At 66.5% G+C, this 17501-nt stretch carries 19 protein-coding genes; 17 read left to right on the top strand and 2 right to left on the bottom strand.

Annotated features, from left to right (window positions below; translation table 11 throughout):
* Position 1: 1 nt before the first annotated feature.
* From FBY30_RS19940 to FBY30_RS19910, 7 genes are all read left to right on the top strand, one after another.
* Positions 2 to 1255 (top strand): molybdopterin molybdotransferase MoeA, encoded by a 1254-nt coding sequence (locus tag FBY30_RS19940; protein WP_142134548.1) that lies wholly within the window; start codon positions 2 to 4, stop codon positions 1253 to 1255.
* A complete protein-coding gene (gene moaC / locus FBY30_RS19935) occupies positions 1243 to 1734 on the top strand; it encodes a cyclic pyranopterin monophosphate synthase MoaC (RefSeq protein ID WP_142134547.1) in 492 nt (163 codons plus the stop codon). The genes FBY30_RS19940 and moaC overlap by 13 nt, the downstream gene beginning before the upstream one ends.
* Positions 1731 to 2255, top strand: a complete 525-nt coding sequence (locus tag FBY30_RS19930) for a MogA/MoaB family molybdenum cofactor biosynthesis protein (protein WP_142134546.1) — start codon at positions 1731 to 1733, stop codon at positions 2253 to 2255. The genes moaC and FBY30_RS19930 overlap by 4 nt, the downstream gene beginning before the upstream one ends.
* On the top strand, positions 2245 to 2709 hold the full coding sequence (locus FBY30_RS19925) for a molybdenum cofactor biosynthesis protein MoaE (RefSeq protein WP_142134544.1): 465 nt from the start codon (positions 2245 to 2247) through the stop codon (positions 2707 to 2709). Before FBY30_RS19930 ends, FBY30_RS19925 begins: the two co-directional genes overlap by 11 nt.
* Before the next feature lie 82 nt (positions 2710 to 2791).
* Positions 2792 to 3562 (top strand): 4-hydroxy-tetrahydrodipicolinate reductase, encoded by a 771-nt coding sequence (gene dapB / locus FBY30_RS19920; RefSeq protein WP_142134543.1) that lies wholly within the window; start codon positions 2792 to 2794, stop codon positions 3560 to 3562.
* Positions 3563 to 3565: 3 nt separating this feature from the next.
* Entirely contained in the window at positions 3566 to 4039 is a 474-nt protein-coding gene (locus tag FBY30_RS19915; protein ID WP_142134541.1) for a hypothetical protein, read from the top strand.
* Positions 4040 to 4336: 297 nt separating this feature from the next.
* On the top strand, positions 4337 to 5305 hold the full coding sequence (locus tag FBY30_RS19910) for a TM2 domain-containing protein (protein ID WP_142134540.1): 969 nt from the start codon (positions 4337 to 4339) through the stop codon (positions 5303 to 5305).
* Between the two features lie 124 nt (positions 5306 to 5429).
* Here FBY30_RS19910 and FBY30_RS19905 read toward each other — a convergent pair whose 3' ends face one another.
* Positions 5430 to 6665: a heparan-alpha-glucosaminide N-acetyltransferase domain-containing protein gene (locus tag FBY30_RS19905; protein WP_142134539.1), complete on the bottom strand. Its 1236-nt coding sequence runs from the start codon at positions 6663 to 6665 to the stop codon at positions 5430 to 5432.
* Positions 6666 to 6787: 122 nt separating this feature from the next.
* On the opposite strand from FBY30_RS19905, the gene FBY30_RS21090 reads away from it, so the two are divergent.
* The 7 genes from FBY30_RS21090 to FBY30_RS19870 all read left to right on the top strand — a co-directional run bounded on the left by FBY30_RS21090 (position 6788) and on the right by FBY30_RS19870 (position 14720).
* A complete protein-coding gene (locus FBY30_RS21090; protein ID WP_235009511.1) occupies positions 6788 to 7240 on the top strand; it encodes a hypothetical protein in 453 nt (150 codons plus the stop codon).
* A 58-nt stretch (positions 7241 to 7298) separates the two neighbouring features.
* The gene (gene dapA / locus FBY30_RS19895) at positions 7299 to 8207 is read left to right on the top strand and encodes a 4-hydroxy-tetrahydrodipicolinate synthase (RefSeq protein ID WP_142134537.1); all 909 of its coding nucleotides are present in this window, start codon (positions 7299 to 7301) and stop codon (positions 8205 to 8207) included.
* Positions 8208 to 8247: 40 nt separating this feature from the next.
* On the top strand, positions 8248 to 9939 hold the full coding sequence (locus tag FBY30_RS19890; protein ID WP_142134536.1) for a ribonuclease J: 1692 nt from the start codon (positions 8248 to 8250) through the stop codon (positions 9937 to 9939).
* A 140-nt stretch (positions 9940 to 10079) separates the two neighbouring features.
* The gene (locus tag FBY30_RS19885) at positions 10080 to 12974 is read left to right on the top strand and encodes an FtsK/SpoIIIE family DNA translocase (protein WP_142134534.1); all 2895 of its coding nucleotides are present in this window, start codon (positions 10080 to 10082) and stop codon (positions 12972 to 12974) included.
* A gap of 17 nt (positions 12975 to 12991) precedes the next feature.
* Positions 12992 to 13636, top strand: coding sequence for a CDP-diacylglycerol--glycerol-3-phosphate 3-phosphatidyltransferase (gene pgsA / locus FBY30_RS19880; RefSeq protein ID WP_142134532.1), 645 nt, complete (start codon positions 12992 to 12994; stop codon positions 13634 to 13636).
* The gene (locus FBY30_RS19875; protein ID WP_142134530.1) at positions 13633 to 14112 is read left to right on the top strand and encodes a CinA family protein; all 480 of its coding nucleotides are present in this window, start codon (positions 13633 to 13635) and stop codon (positions 14110 to 14112) included. Before pgsA ends, FBY30_RS19875 begins: the two co-directional genes overlap by 4 nt.
* A 167-nt stretch (positions 14113 to 14279) precedes the next feature.
* Complete coding sequence (locus tag FBY30_RS19870; protein WP_142134528.1) at positions 14280 to 14720, top strand: helix-turn-helix domain-containing protein; 441 nt, start codon at positions 14280 to 14282, stop codon at positions 14718 to 14720.
* A gap of 109 nt (positions 14721 to 14829) precedes the next feature.
* On the opposite strand, the gene FBY30_RS19865 is transcribed toward FBY30_RS19870, so the two are convergent.
* Positions 14830 to 15360: a MarR family winged helix-turn-helix transcriptional regulator gene (locus tag FBY30_RS19865; RefSeq protein ID WP_142134526.1), complete on the bottom strand. Its 531-nt coding sequence runs from the start codon at positions 15358 to 15360 to the stop codon at positions 14830 to 14832.
* Between the two features lie 41 nt (positions 15361 to 15401).
* Here FBY30_RS19865 and FBY30_RS19860 point away from each other — a divergent pair, with 41 nt between their 5' ends.
* From FBY30_RS19860 to FBY30_RS19850, 3 genes are all read left to right on the top strand, one after another.
* Positions 15402 to 15626 (top strand): DUF3046 domain-containing protein, encoded by a 225-nt coding sequence (locus FBY30_RS19860; RefSeq protein ID WP_142134524.1) that lies wholly within the window; start codon positions 15402 to 15404, stop codon positions 15624 to 15626.
* 196 nt (positions 15627 to 15822) lie between these two features.
* Positions 15823 to 16878: a recombinase RecA gene (recA, locus tag FBY30_RS19855; protein ID WP_142135479.1), complete on the top strand. Its 1056-nt coding sequence runs from the start codon at positions 15823 to 15825 to the stop codon at positions 16876 to 16878.
* Positions 16879 to 16998: 120 nt separating this feature from the next.
* Complete coding sequence (locus FBY30_RS19850; RefSeq protein ID WP_200830786.1) at positions 16999 to 17499, top strand: regulatory protein RecX; 501 nt, start codon at positions 16999 to 17001, stop codon at positions 17497 to 17499.
* The last annotated feature ends 2 nt before the right edge of the window (positions 17500 to 17501 follow it).

The raw sequence follows: 17501 nt of genomic DNA, 5'->3' as shown, positions 1-17501 counted from the left end.
CATGACCACTGCGCAACACGCCCCTGCCGGCAGGGCGCATAACGCCCGCTCCGTTGCCGACCACCGAGCCGCCGTCACGGATCTCCTGGCCCCGCTCGCGGCAGAATCCCGTGCCGAGGCTGTTCCGTTGCCGGATGCCCTGGGCCGGTCGTTGGTGCATGGACTCCTTGCGCCGCTCAGCCTTCCCCCCTTCGCCAATTCCCAGATGGACGGGTACGCCGTCCGTTCCGCGGACATTCCCAACGGCGGCACTGACCTGCGCATCATGCCCCCCGTTCCCGCCGGGTCAACCCCCCAGCCGCTGGAGCCGGGGACTGCGGCGCCCATCATGACCGGTGCCATGATCCCGGTGGGGGCTGACGCCGTCGTACCTATCGAAAAGGCGGTGCCAGACCATTTCCTTCCGGAGGGGACTGTTGTGACGCTGCCTGCCACTGCCCCGGGAACGTACGTGCGCACCGCCGGCAGTGACATTCCGGCGGGGGAGCGGGCGCTCGCCGCACGGACCTGCCTGGGGCCGGCGCAGCTGGGACTGCTCGCCGCCCTAGGCCTAACGGAGGTGGAGGTGTACCGGTCGGTGACCGTCCTGCTCGTCACCACCGGGGACGAAGTGGTTGAACCGGGCCGGCCCCTGCCGGACGGCAAGATCTACGACTCAAACGGAACCCTCCTGGAAGCGGCCATGACACAGGCAGGCCTCCGCGTCCGCCGCGCAGGGATCTCCACCGACAACCCTGCTGAACTCCAGGCGCTGCTGCGGGCCGAAGGCCGGGACTCCGACCTGATCGTCACCACCGGAGGGGTCAGCAAGGGAGCCTACGAGGTGGTGCGTCAGGCCATGGCGGAACAGCCGGTCGACTTCCTGCATGTTGCCCTGCAGCCTGGCGGTCCCCAGGGAATAGGAACGTTCGACAGCGTCCCCTTCCTTGGGTTTCCCGGCAATCCGGTCAGCTGCCTGGTCTCCTTCGAAATGTTCCTCCGGCCCGCCCTGTCGGCCTTGGTGGGGGCACCGGCGCCCCGGCTGCCCCTGCGCGCCCGGCTTGACCTTGAAGGGCAAACGCAGCAGCTCACCTCGCCCGGCACCAAACACCAGGTCCGCCGGGGGAGCCTGCGGCCGGACGGGACGGTACGGCTGGAAGGCGGCGAGAGCTCGCACCTGATGCACGCGCTCGCGGGCTCGAATGTCCTGGTCCACATCCCCGAGGGCGTCACGGAACTCGCTGCCGGGGACGAGGTGGAAGTATGGATGCTGTGAACGCAGAACAGACCCCCGCCCTGACGCACCTGCGCCAGGACGGCAGCGCCCAGATGGTGGACGTTTCCGCCAAGGCAGAAACCACCCGGGAAGCGACGGCCACCGCCACGGTCCGGACCACCGCCGAAGTAATGCAGCTCCTGGGCACCGGCGGGCTCCCCAAGGGCGATGCCCTGGCCGTTGCCCGCGTAGCCGGCATCATGGCCGCCAAGAAGACCCCGGACCTGATCCCGCTCTGCCATCCGCTGCCGCTCTCCAAAGTCACGGTCGACTTTGACCTTGGCGCTGACGCCGTCACCATCGGCGCCACCGTCAAGACCAGGGGTGTCACCGGCGTGGAAATGGAGGCCCTGACCGCGGTGTCCGTGGCCGCCCTGAGCGTTTACGACATGATCAAGGCAGTGGACAAGCACGCCGTGCTGACGGACATCAAGGTGCTGGCCAAGAGCGGCGGCAAGAGCGGAGACTGGGCACTGTGACCACACCCTTCAGCGCGGCGGCCCCGCATGTGCACGGCGAGGTGCAGGGGCGGAAGGCCGGCGTCGTCATCGCCTCCACCCGCGCGGCCGCCGGCATCTACGACGACGAAACCGGCCCCGTGATCACTGACTGGCTCGCCGAGCACGGCTTCGACGTGTTTCCGGCCATGGTGGTCCCCGACGGTGACCCGGCGGGTGCCGCCATCAGGGCGCTCCTCACCCAGCACCCCGCCGTCATCATCACCAGCGGCGGCACCGGGCTCAGCCCCGACGACCGCACGCCGGACGTCACCCTGCCGCTCCTGGACCGCGAGATTCCCGGGATCATGGAGGCGATCAGGAGGGCGGGCGCTGCCAAAACCCCGCTCGCTGCCCTAAGCCGTGGCTACGCCGGCGCCGCAGGGCACACGTTCATCGTCAACCTGCCCGGATCACCGAAGGGCGTCATGGACGGGCTCACCGTCCTGGACCCGCTGATCGGGCACCTTTGCGACCAGCTGGAAGGCGGACATGGGCACTGAAGCATTTGAAGTGGTCAGGGCAGTCCTGAGTGCGGATCCCATCTCGGTGGACCAGGCAATAGCGGCAGTGGAAAGCGACACCGCGGGCGCGGTGGTCAGCTTCAGCGGCGTGGTGCGGAACCACGACGGCGGCAAGGCCGTTCAGCGCCTCAGCTACAGCGCGCACCCCACGGCACACCAGGTGATGGCCGACGTCGTCGCGCGCCTTGTTGCCGAACAGGGCGCTGAAGGGGACGCCGGGGCTGAACAGCCTGTCCGGATCTGGGCAGCACACCGCACCGGCATGCTGGAAATTGGCGACCCCGCTCTGGTGTGCGCCGTCTCCGCCGCGCACCGTGGCCAGGCCTTCGCCGTCTGCTCAGAACTCGTGGACCGCATCAAGGAACAGGTGCCCATCTGGAAGGAACAGTTCTTCTCCGACGGCACGGTGGAATGGGTTGGCGCAGGCGGCTGACACCCACCGCTGATCCCCGCTGCGAGGTAACGCACGCCTCCCGGTTCCTGCACCAACCACCGGCGCCGGTAGGGTTAACGCCATGACCGAACAACACTCCGTTCCCAAGCTGGTGGCCGTCCTCGGCGCCAACGGACGCATGGGCGCCGAAGCCGTCAAGGCCATCGACGCCGCTCCCGACATGAAGCTCGTCGCAGCCCTGGGACGGGGTGACTCACTGGAGCAGCTGACCGCCTCAGGTGCGCAGTACCTGGTGGACCTCACGGTCCCCGAAAGCACCGAAGCGAACGTCCGCTTCGCCGTCGAGCACGGAATCCACGCCGTGGTGGGCACCACAGGCTGGGACGCCCAGCGCCTCTCCGCGCTGGAATCCCTCTTGGCGGAACACCCGGAGACGGGCGTCCTGATCGCCCCGAATTTCGCCCTGGGCTCCGTCCTGGCCTCCGCGTTCGCCGCGAAGGCGTCCAAGTACTTCGAATCGGTGGAGATCATCGAACTGCACCACCCGGACAAGGTGGATGCCCCTTCCGGCACTGCCGTCCGCACGGCGGAGCTGATTGCCGCCGAACGTGCTGCCGCCCAGCTGCCACCCAGCCCCGATGCCACCACCAGCGAACGCGCCGGGGCCCGGGGCTGCGAAGTGGACGGCGTCCGCGTGCACAGCGTCCGGCTCCGCGGGCTCGTGGCACACCAGGAAGTGCTCCTCGGCGGTCCCGGTGAGCAGCTGACCCTCCGCCACGACTCCTTTGACCGTGCCTCCTTCATGCCGGGCGTGCTCCTGGGCGTTCGCAACGTCGCTGCGCACCCCGGCCTGACCGTCGGCCTGGACGGTTACCTGGACCTGGGACTCTAGGCCGTGAACGGGCTCGCAGCCGGCTTCCGGAAAAACCGCACCAAGATCTGGGTGGCAGCGGTGACGCTGCTGCTGGTGTTCTACCTGGTGGTGTCCTTCCAGCGCTCCCTCCTGCTTCTGTCGGACGCCAACCTGACCGCCAAGGCCATCGGCGCCGCCTACCTGGTGCTGCCCATTGTTGGCGCCTGGGCCCTGATCCGCGAGCTGATGTTCGGAGCCCGTACCGAACAGATGGCCAAGGTCCTGGAAGCCGAAGGCGGCCTGCCGGTGGACGAGCTCCCGCGCACGCCCGGTGGCCGGATCGTCCGGGCGGCTGCAGATGCCGAATTCGAAAAGTACCGGGCCGAGGCCGAGGCCGCTCCCGACGACTGGCGTTCCTGGTTCCGGCTCAGCTGCGCCTACGACGCCGCCGGGGACCGCAAACGTGCCCGGGCATCCATGCGCGACGCCGTGAAGCTTTTCACCGCCGCGTCCTAGCTTCCGGGGCTGCTCCCCGCCGCGATGGGCATTTCTGCCCATCGCGGCTTTTTACCGTCCACGGTAGGTTGACTTAGTACACACTCTTCAGCTTTGGGGGAAAGCATGAGGTTGGCCACCGCCGTTGGCACCGTCCGCGCCACAGGTGCGCACTATTTCCGGCCCGGCCCCAACGGTCCCACCCCCGTATTGCAGACGCCGTCGTTCCACGTGCCCGGACACCGGAGGCCAAGACCTGCACCCTGACCACAGCACGCCTCATCACCGCACCCTTGTTACCGCACAGAAGGACCATCAATGAGCCACCCGAATTACCCCCACCCGCAGCAGAACGGACCGTCTGCGCCTCCCATTCCGCCGCCGCCTTCCTCCTTTGGCGCGCAGCCCGCTTTCGAGGGGCAGTATCCGGCAGGTCCGCAGGGGGAATACCAGTCCGCGCCCTACGGCCAGGGCCCCTACTCCGATGCGCCGCGGAAATCCTTCATGGTCACGTGGCTCCTTTCCCTCCTGCTCGGCACTTTTGGCGTGGACCGCTTCTACCTGGGCAAGATCGGCACCGGCGTGGCGAAGCTGCTCACGGCCGGCGGTGCGGGCATCTGGTCGATTGTGGACCTGATCATGACCCTGACCGGAAACACCCGGGACAAGGACGGCCGTCCGCTGGAGGGCTACCAGGAAAACAAGAAGAAGGCGTGGATCATCACTGCCGTCGTCTGGCTGGTCAGCATCATTACCGGGATTCTGTTGACTATCGCGTCCATCGCCATGGTTGGTGCGGCCATCGATGCCCGGAAGGTGCCCGTGGCACCTGAACTTCCTTCGGCTTCCCAGGCCGCACCTGCCCCCTCCGGCGGAAGCCAGACCGGTGGCAGCGCGGCCGGAGCCAACTCCATGGTCGCAACCGTGTCCGAAGGCAACACCGTGAAGGTCAGCGTTCTTGACTCCATCTACACGGACAAGATTCCCGGCATGGACTACATGACTGCAAAGAACGGTGGCTTCTTTGCAATAGAGGTTTCCTGGGAGACGCAAACGGGCAGCAGCTTCTCCAGCCCCTCCAACTTCACCGTCCTTGATGCCGACGGCAAGGAGGGCGAGATGGTGTACCTGGACGAGAAGCTGGGACCGCTGCCCACCGATGAGGTAGGTGCCGGCGATGCCCGCAAGGGGATTATTGCGTTCGACGTCAAAAAGGGTCCGGTCCAGGTAGTGGTCTTTGATGACTATGGCGACAAGGCGGCCACCTTCAACCTGACCGCCCAGTAGGCAGCCAACTCCCGGCAGGTGTTCAAAAGGGAACCCGCGGCCCCATCTTGAGGTGGGCCGCGGGTTCCTTTCCTTAACCGAAAAACCGATTGTAAGGTCCAGGCCAGTCTTTGGTGGCTGCCGGTCAGTGGAGGGCCTTGAGGCCGCCCCGGCCCACCCGGCTCGCCGCATGGCCCACCCACTCCAGCGGACCGCGCCACGCCAGCACGGCGAACACCATGCCAATGATGATCGCGGCCGCTGCATGGGCAAAGTACATGCCGTCTTCGGTCCAGCCCGCGGGCAGGGGTTTGAGGTAGAAGCCGGAGACCACCCAGACGTGAACGGTGTACAGGGTCAGCGTCATGGCGCCGGCTCCCCGCAGCGGCAGCAGCAGGTCCAGGTCCACCCATTCGGCGAGGCGTCCCAGGAGCAGGCAGGCCCCGATGACGGCTGCCGCCACCGCCGAGGTGTGCAGCAGGTCAAGCGGGGTGCCGGAGTGCGGTGCGGCGGATGCCAGCCACCACCACGAGCCCTCCTGCGGCAGTCCCGCCAGGTTGACCTGCAGGACGCTGCCCAGCGGATAACCCGGCGAGTTGAGGACCTTCTCCAGCGCCGCGCGGCCGCCCCAGTCCTCCATGGCGGCTGTGCCCAAGGTCTTGGCGGCCACGGCCACCACCGTCCCGCCCACCAGCAGCAGGACGGGAACCAATGCCTTGGTGAGGACCAGGCGGCCGATGGCCAGACCAACCAGCAGGTAGGACAGCCACTGCACCACCGGGTAATACCCGGTGAAGAACACGTCCGCGAGCAGCCTCGAGGGGGTTCCCAGGTCCTCCCAGTTTGGGTTGTGGCCCAGCTTCAGCGGCGGCTCGGGGGCCAGGAGCCAGGGCCGCAGCAGATAAGCCAGCACCGGTGACGCCAGGATCCAGCCTGCAGCCCACGCACACAGGCGCTTCACGCCGAGTCCCAGGAACGGAAGGATGCACAGGAAGAGCACGGCGTAGTGGACCAGGATGATGGCCACGTTCACTTCCAGGCTGCCCAGGGTAAGTCCGACGGCGGCAATCACCAGTGCGCGCAGCGCCACTCCACGCCGGGCGCCCGACAGTTCGGCGCCCTCCAGGGGCTTGTCCCTGCCGGTCGAGAGGGCAAGCCCCACGCCGGCCAGAACGGCGAACAGTGCCGCGGCCCGCCCCGAGAATGTCAGGCCGATCCAAGTGGGGGTGAGGTTGGCATTCGATTCGAACGTCGGCAGCAGGTGCGTGGCCATCATGCCCAGCAGTGCCAGGCCGCGGGCGGCGTCGATGCCCCGAAGGCGCCCCGATTGTTGCCGGCCTGGGGTCTTCCGGGAACGGGTGGCCGGTGTTCGGGAGGTCATGACCAGATCGTCTCACACGCACTCGCGGCGTTGCTGTCAAGCAGGCGACGCCAACAGGGAAGGGAGTTGCGGCGGCGGAGAACCCTCTTGTTTTCGAATATATGTTCGAATAACATGGCTGCATGAAGACGTCATCAACCGGAGCCCCTGCCCCGCGGGGAGCCCAGCAGCCGGGAAATCTCCACTCCGGAAACCTGCAGGCGGGGAACGTGCCCACAGGTTTCCGTCCGGCCGGTCCGTCGGCTGAGGACGCCGCGGCCGGGGATGGCCTGCTGAAGGCAATGAGTCCCGGCGTGGTGGACTATCTTTTCCGCCAACTCGTTTCAGGCCGTCCGGCCGAGGATGTCCAATGGGAGCGGGAGGGCATCAGCCTTGCTGCCCAGCCGGAAGGGGCCGAGCTGGCCCGGCGGCTCGCGGAAACAGACATTGATGCGCTGACGCCAACGGAGCTGTTCCACTATGTACGCGCTGCGCAGCGGCTCGCTTCCTGGGCTGAGGACCTCCGGCAGGCCGCCGTCGGACGCTATTGCCATGCCGGAACAAACGGACCGCGGCCCGGCGGCCGCCATATTTGACGTTCGTCACGCCCGTGGCATTGTCCTAACCAGCCGGGGACAGGGTAACGTTTTTTCCATGGCTGACTCTTCCGCGCACATCCCTGCCCTCGGTACCCTTCTGACCGCCATGGTCACGCCGTTCACCAAGGACGGCGCAGTGGATTACGACCAGGCGGCAGCGCTGGCCAGCAAGCTGGTCGACGACGGCTGCGACGGGCTGGTGGTCACCGGAACCACGGGTGAAACCTCCACGCTGACGGACGAAGAGAACGTCGGCATGTTCCGCGCCGTGAAGGACGCCGTAGGCGGCCGGGCGGCCATCATCGCCGGTACCGGCACCAACGACACCGCGCACTCGGTCCACCTTTCCCAGCAGGCAGCAGCCCTCGGCGTCGACGGCCTCCTCCTGGTGACCCCTTACTACAACAAGCCCAGCCAGGCCGGCGTCCGCGCCCACTTCGAGACCATTGCGTCCGCCGTGGACGTCCCCGTCATGCTCTACGACATCCCCGGCCGGTCCTCCATCGCCATCGAACCGGACACCATGATCCGGCTGGCGCAGCACCCCAACATCGTCGCCGTCAAGGACGCCAAGGCGGACCTCACCGCCGCCACCCGTGTCATGGCGGAAACCGACCTGCTGTTCTACTCGGGCGACGACGGACTGACCCTTCCCTGGATGGCGCTGGGCGCCGTCGGGCTGGTAGGTGTCACCACGCATGTCGCCACCCGCCGCTTCCGGGAAATGATTGACGCCGTCAACGCCAATGACCTCGGCACCGCCCGCAAGATCAACTTCGAGCTGCAGCCCGTGGTTCGCGCCACCATGACCCGCGTACAGGGAGCCGTGGCGGCCAAACAGATTCTTAAATGGCAGGGAGTCCTGCCCAACTCGATTGTCCGTTTGCCCCTCGTGGAGCCGGACGAAACCGAGATCGAAACCATCCGCGGGGATTTGGCGGAAGCGGGGCTGGTCTTCTCCTGAGGCTAAGACCGGCACCCTTCCGCCTGGAAAGTAGTGCACTATGACCCAAACTGCCCTTACCGGCCTTGTCACCCCTCCGCGCCTGCCCCAGGGCACGCTGCGGATCGTCCCGCTTGGCGGGCTGGGGGAGATCGGCCGGAACATGGCCGTGTTCGAAATCGACGGCAAACTGCTGATCGTGGACTGCGGCGTCCTCTTTCCCGAGGAAACCCAGCCCGGCGTTGACCTGATCCTGCCGGACTTCTCCTACATCGAGGATCGGCTGGACGACGTCGTGGCCGTGATCCTCACGCATGGCCACGAGGACCACATCGGTGCGGTGCCGTACCTGCTGAAGCTGCGCAACGACATCCCGCTGGTGGGATCGCAGCTGACCCTCGCCCTCATCGAGGCCAAGCTGCAGGAGCACCGCATCCGGCCCTACACGCTGACCGTCGAAGAAGGCCAGGTGGAAAAGTTCGGGCCCTTCGAATGCGAGTTCGTGGCCGTGAACCACTCCATCCCGGACGCCCTGGCCGTGTTCATCCGCACCGCGGGCGGCACCGTCCTGCACACCGGCGACTTCAAGATGGACCAGTTGCCGCTGGACGGCCGCATCACCGACCTCCGGCACTTTGCCAAGCTCGGCGAAGAGGGCGTGGACCTCTTCATGTCCGACTCCACCAACGCCGACGTCCCGGGATTCACCACGGCTGAGAAGGAGATCGGCCCCACGCTGGAGCGGCTTTTTGGCCAGGCCACCAAGCGCATCATCGTGGCGTCCTTCTCCTCCCACGTGCACCGGGTACAGCAGGTGCTGGACGCGGCGGCCAAACATAACCGCAAGGTGGCCTTTGTGGGACGGTCCATGGTCCGCAATATGGCCATCGCCGAGAAGCTGGGCTACCTTGACGTTCCTGCCGGACTGATTGTCGACATCAAGAACATCGACAACCTTCCGGACAACCGTGTGGTGCTCATGTCCACTGGTTCACAGGGTGAGCCGATGGCCGCCCTGTCCCGCATGGCAAACGGCGACCACCGGGTGGTGGTGGGCGACGGCGATACCGTCATCCTGGCCTCCAGCCTTATCCCGGGCAACGAGAACGCCGTGTTCCGGATCATCAACGGCCTGCTCAAGCTCGGCGCCGACGTGATCCACAAGGGCAACGCGAAGGTGCACGTCTCCGGCCACGCCGCCGCAGGCGAGCTGCTGTACTGCTACAACATCCTCGAACCGCTCAACGCCATGCCCGTGCACGGCGAAACCCGCCACCTGATCGCCAACGGCAAGATCGCCATCGAGTCCGGCGTGCCGGAAGCCAGCGTCATCCTCGCGGACAACGGCAGCGTCATCGACCTTCGCGACCATCAGGCAGACATTGTGGGCCAGGTGGAGGTTGGCTTCGTCTACGTGGACGGTTCCAGCGTGGGCGAGATCACCGATGCCGACCTCAAGGACCGCCGCATCCTGGGTGACGAAGGCTTCATCTCCATCATCACGGTCATCCACCGCGCCACCGGCAAGGTGGTGTCCGGTCCGGAGATCCACGCCCGCGGCGTGGCTGAGGACGACTCGGTCTTCGACGACATCATCCCCAAGATCAACGCGGCCCTGGAGGAAGCAGTCCAGAACCACGCCGACCACACCAGCCACCAGCTCCAGCAGGTTGTCCGCCGGGTTGTCGGCACGTGGGTCAATCGGAAGCTCCGCCGCAAGCCCATGATCATCCCCGTGGTGCTCGAAGCCTGACAACATCCGCTCACTGGCTCCGGCCCGTACTCCCGCTGGCAGCAGGAGTCCGGGCCGGAGCTGTTTAACTACAGGGTCCAGGTGCCTGCCCGGCCCCGATATCCCCGGAATCACAGCATGCTTCCGGTAGCGTGGCTACTATGGCCACACGTACTACTTCCGCGCCCAAAGGTACCGGCAGGGGCAGCTCCGGCAGCAAATCCGGGAGCTCCACAGGCCGCGGAACCGGCTCCACCGCCAGCAAGGCAGGACGCGGCGGCTCCTCCAGCACCGCCCGCACCCGCCAGCTTCCCGCCGTCGAACACCACCAGCCCTGGCTGCTGCGCGTGGTGGGCGGAGCCTGGCTGGGCGTGGGCCACCTGGTGGGCGGGGGAGTGCGACGCATCGGCCATGACGTCAGCGATCTCCCTGCCGAGGATCGCCGCGACGGCGCCGCCCTGTTCAACCTGGCTCTGGGCATCTTCATTGCCACCTTCGCCTGGTGGGGCCTGACAGGCTGGTTCCCGGACGCCGTCTACGCCGTGGTGAACGGCACGTTTGGCTGGATCTCACTGCTGCTTCCGCTCATGCTGTTCGTGTGCGCGTTCCGGCTGTTCCGCCAGCCCTCCGATGGCCGGGGCAACAACCGGGTAGGCATCGGCTTCCTGATCATGGCGTTTGCCGGCTGCGGCCTGGCGCACATCCTGGGCGGCCAGCCCACGGTCGCCGACGGCTTCGACGGCCTGCGCAAGGCCGGCGGAATGCTTGGCTTCCTGGCCGCCGCACCGCTGGCCGCCATCCACCCGGCCGTCCCCGTGCTCCTCTACGGGCTGCTGGCCTTTATTTCGCTGCTGATCCTCACCGCCACCCCGTTCACGGCCATCCCGCGGCGCCTTCGGGAAGCCTACGAACACCTCATGGGCATCGACCTGATGGACCAGGAAAGCCCCGGCGACACGCACGACCGCAGCTACCTGGAACGGTCGCGGCCTGCGGCCCCGAAGAAAAAGAAGCGCAAGCTGTTCGGCAAGGATGAGGAGCACGACGCCGGCCTTGAGGGCTACGTGGGCGACGAAGCCTTTGAACACGCCGTCATTGACGACGACGACGAACGGGAAGCGCCCCGGCCGGCGCCCGGCGTGCGGCGGCCCACCCAGGCGGAAATCGCCGTCGAAAAGATCAAGGCGGCCCAGGGCCTGGGCGCCGGGGGGCCGGCTGCTCCTGCGGAGAACGCCACCGAGGCCATCCCGCTGGTCATCCCCGGCGCCGCTGCCCCCGGCAAAGCCGCCGCCGCGCCCACCGTGCCCTCCAACCCTGTTGCTCCCGCACCCCCGCCCGTGCCCATCCCGCAGCGCACCGAGCAGCTCTCGCTCGCGGGCGACGTCACCTACACTCTTCCGGCCTCGGACTTCCTGACGCCCGGCTCCATCCCCAAGGAGCGCACCGAAGCCAACGACGCCGTCGTCGCTGCCCTGACCGACACCCTGACCCAGTTCAACGTGGACGCCACCGTCACCGGCTTCAGCCGCGGCCCCACGGTCACCCGGTACGAGATCGAACTATCGCCCGGCACCAAGGTGGAGCGCGTCACCGCGCTGTCCAAGAACATCTCCTACGCCGTGGCGTCCAGCGACGTGCGCATCCTCAGCCCCATCCCCGGCAAATCGGCCATCGGCATCGAGATCCCCAACACGGACCGCGAAACCGTCTCCCTGGGCGACGTGCTCCGCAGCCAGAACGCGCGCCGCACGGACCATCCGATGGTGATGGGCGTGGGCAAGGACGTGGAGGGCGGCTACGTGGTGGCCAACCTGGCCAAGATGCCGCACCTCCTGGTTGCCGGCGCCACCGGTGCCGGTAAGTCCTCCTTCGTGAACTCGATGATCACCTCCATCCTGATGCGGGCCACGCCGGACGAAGTGCGCATGGTCATGGTGGACCCCAAGCGGGTGGAACTGACCGCCTACGAGGGCGTCCCGCACCTGATCACGCCCATCATCACCAACCCCAAAAAAGCCGCCGAAGCACTGCAGTGGGTGGTGCGGGAAATGGACGCCCGGTACGACGACCTCGCAAATTACGGCTTCAAGCACATCGACGACTTCAACAAGGCGGTGCGGGCCGGCAAGGTCCACCCGCCGGAGGGGTCCAAGCGGGTCATCCGCGCCTACCCGTACCTGCTGGTGATTGTCGACGAACTCGCGGACCTCATGATGGTGGCCCCGCGCGACGTCGAGGACTCGATCGTCCGCATCACCCAGCTGGCCCGTGCCGCCGGCATCCACCTGGTGCTGGCCACCCAACGTCCGTCCGTGGACGTGGTCACCGGCCTGATCAAAGCCAACGTCCCTTCGCGCATGGCCTTTGCCACGTCCTCCGTCACGGACTCCCGCGTGGTCCTGGACCAGCCCGGTGCCGAAAAGCTCATCGGCCAGGGTGACGCGCTCTTCCTGCCCATGGGTGCCTCCAAGGCGATGCGTGTCCAGGGCGCCTGGGTCACGGAGTCGGAGATCCACAAGGTGGTTGAGCACGTCAAGGGACAGCTGCAGGCCGTCTACCGCGACGACGTTGCCCCTGAAGCGGAAAAGAAGCAGATCGACGACGACATCGGGGACGACCTCGAGGTGCTGCTGCAGGCAACCGAACTGGTGGTCACCACGCAGTTCGGCTCCACGTCCATGCTGCAGCGCAAGCTGCGCGTCGGCTTCGCTAAAGCGGGCCGCCTCATGGACCTGCTCGAATCCAGGGGAGTGGTGGGTCCCTCCGAGGGGTCCAAGGCGCGCGACGTGTTGGTCAAGCCGGACGACCTCGCTGCCGTCCTGGCCGCCATGAAGGGCCAGGAGGCGCCGGCCACGGCCGACTCCCAGACGGCCGCGCTTAGCGACAATGCCAACGCCAACATCGCCCAGGGCGGCTACGCCGAAGACCTGGTGGCTGCGGACCTGGACAACAGGAAGCAGAGCGTCGAATACTACGACGGCTCCGATTCCGCGCCGGGCGGCTACGGCGATGACGACGACGGGTCCGAAGACGCATGGTCCCTCACCGGGCGTTAGGCCGGTAGCCTAGAAACGTGACTAGCACTGATGCAACCGCCGCCGGCCAGGGCCGTGCCGGGGTCTGGAACCTTCCTAATGTCCTGACCATGATCCGCATCGCGCTGGTCCCGTTTTTCGTGTGGTTCCTCGTAGCGGACGCCCCCGGGCTGCACAGCGAATCCGGGCCGTGGCGCTGGGCAGCGGTGGCGGCGTTCGCCGTCGCCATCTACACGGACAAGCTTGACGGCGACATCGCCAGGAGCCGGAACCTCGTCACCGACTTCGGCAAGATTGCCGACCCCATCGCTGACAAGCTCCTCACCGGCTCGGCGCTGGTGATGCTGTCCCTGCTGGGGGAGCTGCCCTGGTGGGCCACCCTTGTGATCCTGGTCCGGGAATGGGGCATCACGGCCCTGCGCTTCTTCGTGATCCGGTACGGCGTCATCCCTGCCTCCCGCGGCGGCAAGCTCAAGACCGTGGTGCAGACGGCGGCGATCTTCCTGTACCTCCTGCCGTTCGGGTCGTTCGCACCGTGGATGTCCTGGGTTGCGTTTGCGGTCATGATGGCGGCAGTGGCCATCACGCTGTGGACCGGCGTCGAATATGTTGTTGAGGCGCTGCGCCTCCGTGCGAAGGGCAAGCGCCAGGCCGGAACCGTGCAGGGGCAGGAGCAGGCATGAGCAATCTTCACCACCTGGCAGCGCGGGCCGTCCGCCAGGCGCTTGAGTCGGGGCAGACCGTTGCCACCGCCGAATCCCTGACGGCGGGCATGGTGTCAGCTGTTCTCGCCGACACGCCCGGGGCGTCCGGCATGCTGCAGGGCGGGGTGGTGGCCTACCAGAACTCCGTCAAGGACAGGGTGCTGCACGTCCCCGCCGATCTGCTGGCCCGCGTCGGGTCGGTCGACCCGGACGTCGCCCGGGCCATGGCAGCCGGCGCGCGCGCGGAACTCGGCGCCGACGTCGGGCTTTCCACCACGGGGGTGGCAGGTCCTGATGCCCACGACGGCAAGCCGGTGGGGCGGGTCTACATTGGGATCTCAACCGCCGCTGGATCCGCAGCGTTCGAGTATTCCTTCACCGGCAGCCGGCCGGACATCCGCGCCGCCGCCTGCGCTGCCGCCCTGGAAAGGCTCGGGGAGGCGCTGTCCGCCTGAACCTGTGGCCGCCTAAGTTACCAGGCGTAAAGTTGGCGGGAACAAAAGCCGGTACCGATTAGTTATTACATTGTGTCGCTTCCGGAGAGCGGAGGCGCCTAGGATGAAATGACCACGACGGTCCGCCAGGCGGCGGACCTGACCAATGAGGGAGCAAGGCGATACAGATGGTAAAGCAGCCCGTATCCGTAAACGGCGTTGTCCGCTGGAAGGATGTGGGCCTCGCCGAACAGGCTAAGAGCGAACAGAAGGAGCGCAAGATGGTAGTACTTCGTCACGAAATCGGTGATGTCCTGCGCGATGTCCGCCAGCGTCAGGGGCGTACGCTCCGTGAAGTTTCGCACAGCGCCCGCGTCTCCCTGGGATACCTCAGCGAAGTGGAGCGCGGCCAGAAGGAAGCATCGTCAGAGCTCCTGTCCTCGATTTGCTCGGCACTGGATGTTCCGCTGTCAAGCATGCTCCGCGAGGTCAGCGACCGCGTGGCAGTAGCCGAAGGTGTCGCCGTTCCGGACACCGTTCCACAGGAATTCTCCCAGCGTTACGGCCGCGACCTTAACACTGAACTGGACGACGAACTCTCCACGGGCCTTCTCTCCGGCGCCCGCTAGAGCAGCCGGCGCCCGCAGCGGGTCCGACGAACAGCAGGAAGCCCCTGGCGTGGCCGGGGGCTTCCTGCTGTTTCTTTTGCGCCGGTCCCCGCGTGCTTGTCCGGTTGGGCTACTGGTCCTGGGCGGACGCTGCGCCTGCGGCATCCCCGGGAAACCCGTCACGCTCGTATGTAGAGTTCAGCTTGGCCATGTAGCGGCCGAGTTCCTGCAGGTCCTCCACCGGCCACTCGCGCAGCCGTTCCTGGAAGACCTGGCGCCGTGCGTCCTGGACCTGGTGCATCTTCTCCTCGCCCTTGGCCGTCAGGCGGATGGACTGCGCCCTGCGGTCCAGCGGATCAGCCTCCTTGGATACCAGTCCCAGGCTTTCCAGGAACGCGATCTGCCGGCTGACCGAAGGCTTTCCCACCCCGATGTTCATGGCAAGCTCGGTGAGCCGGATGGGTCCCTCCCGGCGGATCACCGTCAACAGCCCGTACGCGGCAGGCTCCATGTCTGGGTGGACTTCCCGGGACAACTGGTTGGAAATGGCCCGGGCCCGCCGCCAAAACAGGCTGATCTGGTGTTCGACATTCTGCAGCGCGGTGTCGGCGGCTTCTTCGCCTGGATCGCGCCGCGGCGGGACATCGGGGGAGGTGCTCATGGCAATAATTCTATGGTCCACAATCATGAGAGGATTTACCGATGCGAATCAGCGAGTACTGGCGTCTCATGGATGACGAGTTCGGCGCGGGCTACTCCCGGGTGCTGAGCAGCAGCCTGGTCCTTGCCGGCGTCGGCGGGCGCACCGCCGACCAAGCCCTCGCTGCCGGTGTGGAGCCCCGAAAGGTCTGGCTTGCCGTCTGCGACGTCCAGGACGTACCGGCAGAACGCCGCTTGGGACGGGATATCGCTCCCCGGCGGGACTAACCGCCCTCCCGCCGGACACGCCGCAGGAGCCGTACTCTTCGAATACCTGTTCGGATAACGCTATGCTTTTTCTATTGGGTTTATCCACATAGCCGTCGTCCTCCGGCCGGAATGTCAGTGGGTCCCCTTAGCGTCAGAGATGACCAATAAATCGGCCGCGAAGGCCACCATCGAGAAAGCATTAGAGGTGTCAACCATGGCGGCAGCCCCGGATCGTGCAAAAGCGCTGGAAGCAGCGCTTGCCCAGATTGACAAGCAGTTCGGCAAGGGCTCGGTCATGCGCCTGGGCGACGAAGTCCGTGCCCCGATCGAAGTCATCCCCACCGGCTCCATCGCACTGGACGTCGCCCTTGGCATTGGCGGGCTCCCGCGCGGCCGCGTCATCGAAATCTACGGTCCTGAATCCTCGGGTAAGACCACCGTCGCCCTGCACGCCGTGGCAAACGCTCAGCGCGCCGGCGGCATCGCGGCCTTCATCGACGCCGAACACGCCCTGGATCCGGATTACGCCGCCAAGCTTGGGGTGGACACGGACGCCCTCCTCGTCTCGCAGCCGGACACCGGTGAACAGGCACTGGAAATCATGGACATGCTGGTGGGCTCCGGCTCGCTGGACGTCATCGTCATCGACTCCGTTGCCGCCTTGGTGCCGCGCGCCGAAATCGAAGGCGACATGGGTGACAGCCACGTCGGCCTGCAGGCACGCCTCATGAGCCAGGCCCTGCGTAAGATCACCGGCCGCCTGAGCCAGACCAAGACCACCGCCATCTTCATCAACCAGCTGCGCGAAAAGATCGGCGTCTTCTTCGGTTCGCCCGAAACCACCACCGGTGGTAAGGCCCTCAAGTTCTACGCTTCGGTCCGTATCGACGTCCGCCGCATCCAGACCCTCAAGGAGGGCGCCGACTCCGTCGGCAACCGGACCAAGGCCAAGATCGTCAAGAACAAGATGGCCCCGCCGTTCAAGGTGGCCGAGTTCGACATCATCTACGGCCAGGGCATCTCCCGCGAGGGCGGCATCATTGACATGGGCGTGGAGCACGGCATCATCAAGAAGTCCGGCTCCTGGTTCACCTACGATGGCGACCAGCTGGGCCAGGGCATGGAGAACTCGCGCCGGTTCCTGCGCGACAACCCTGAACTCGCCGCCGAGCTGGAACGCCTCATCAAGGAAAAGCTTGGTGTCGGGGTCAAGCCCGCCGAAGACGACTCCAAGGATGCGCCCAAGCTGAAAGCCGTCGACGGGTTCTAGCCCTTGGCTGGATCACGCTCACGGCGGTCCTCGTCCGGCGGCCCGTTCCCTGGGCCGCCGGACGACTTCGATGTCCCTGAGGACCCGCAGTCCGTAGACGCCGAACCGGACCCTTTCTCCGTGGCACAGGCCATCGTGTACCGACAGCTCACTGCAGCGCCCAAGAGCAGGCTGCAGCTTGCCCGGAAGCTGGCAGAACGGAACATCCCCGAGCACGTTGCCGAAGCAGTGCTGGACAAGTTCCAGGAAGTGCGGCTGATCAACGATGCCGAATTTGCCGACATGTGGGTCAGGAGCCGTTCCCAGTCCCGCAAACTGGCCAAGGGCGCGCTGCGGCGTGAGCTCGCCGAAAAGGGCATCGACCAGGAAACGGCGGCCTCGGCGCTGGAACAACTGACCGACGATGACGAGGAAGCCGCGGCCCGCGCCCTGGTGGAGCGCAAGCTCCGGCCCGGGACGGATCTGTCCGGCCCGGGGGAACGGGACAAGGCTGTCCGGCGGCTGGCCTCGATGTTGGCCAGAAAGGGCTACCAGCCGTCCCAGGCGTTCCGGATCGTCAACGAGGTCCTCGATGCCCGGCAGGAACCTGACGATGGTCCGGTCCAAAGCCGGTACCCTTAACG

The organism is Arthrobacter sp. SLBN-83 (genome assembly GCF_006715285.1).
Lineage (GTDB): Bacteria > Actinomycetota > Actinomycetes > Actinomycetales > Micrococcaceae > Arthrobacter.
Note: the sequence above shows the minus strand (reverse complement) of the source record. Positions and strands in the feature narration are given on the sequence as shown.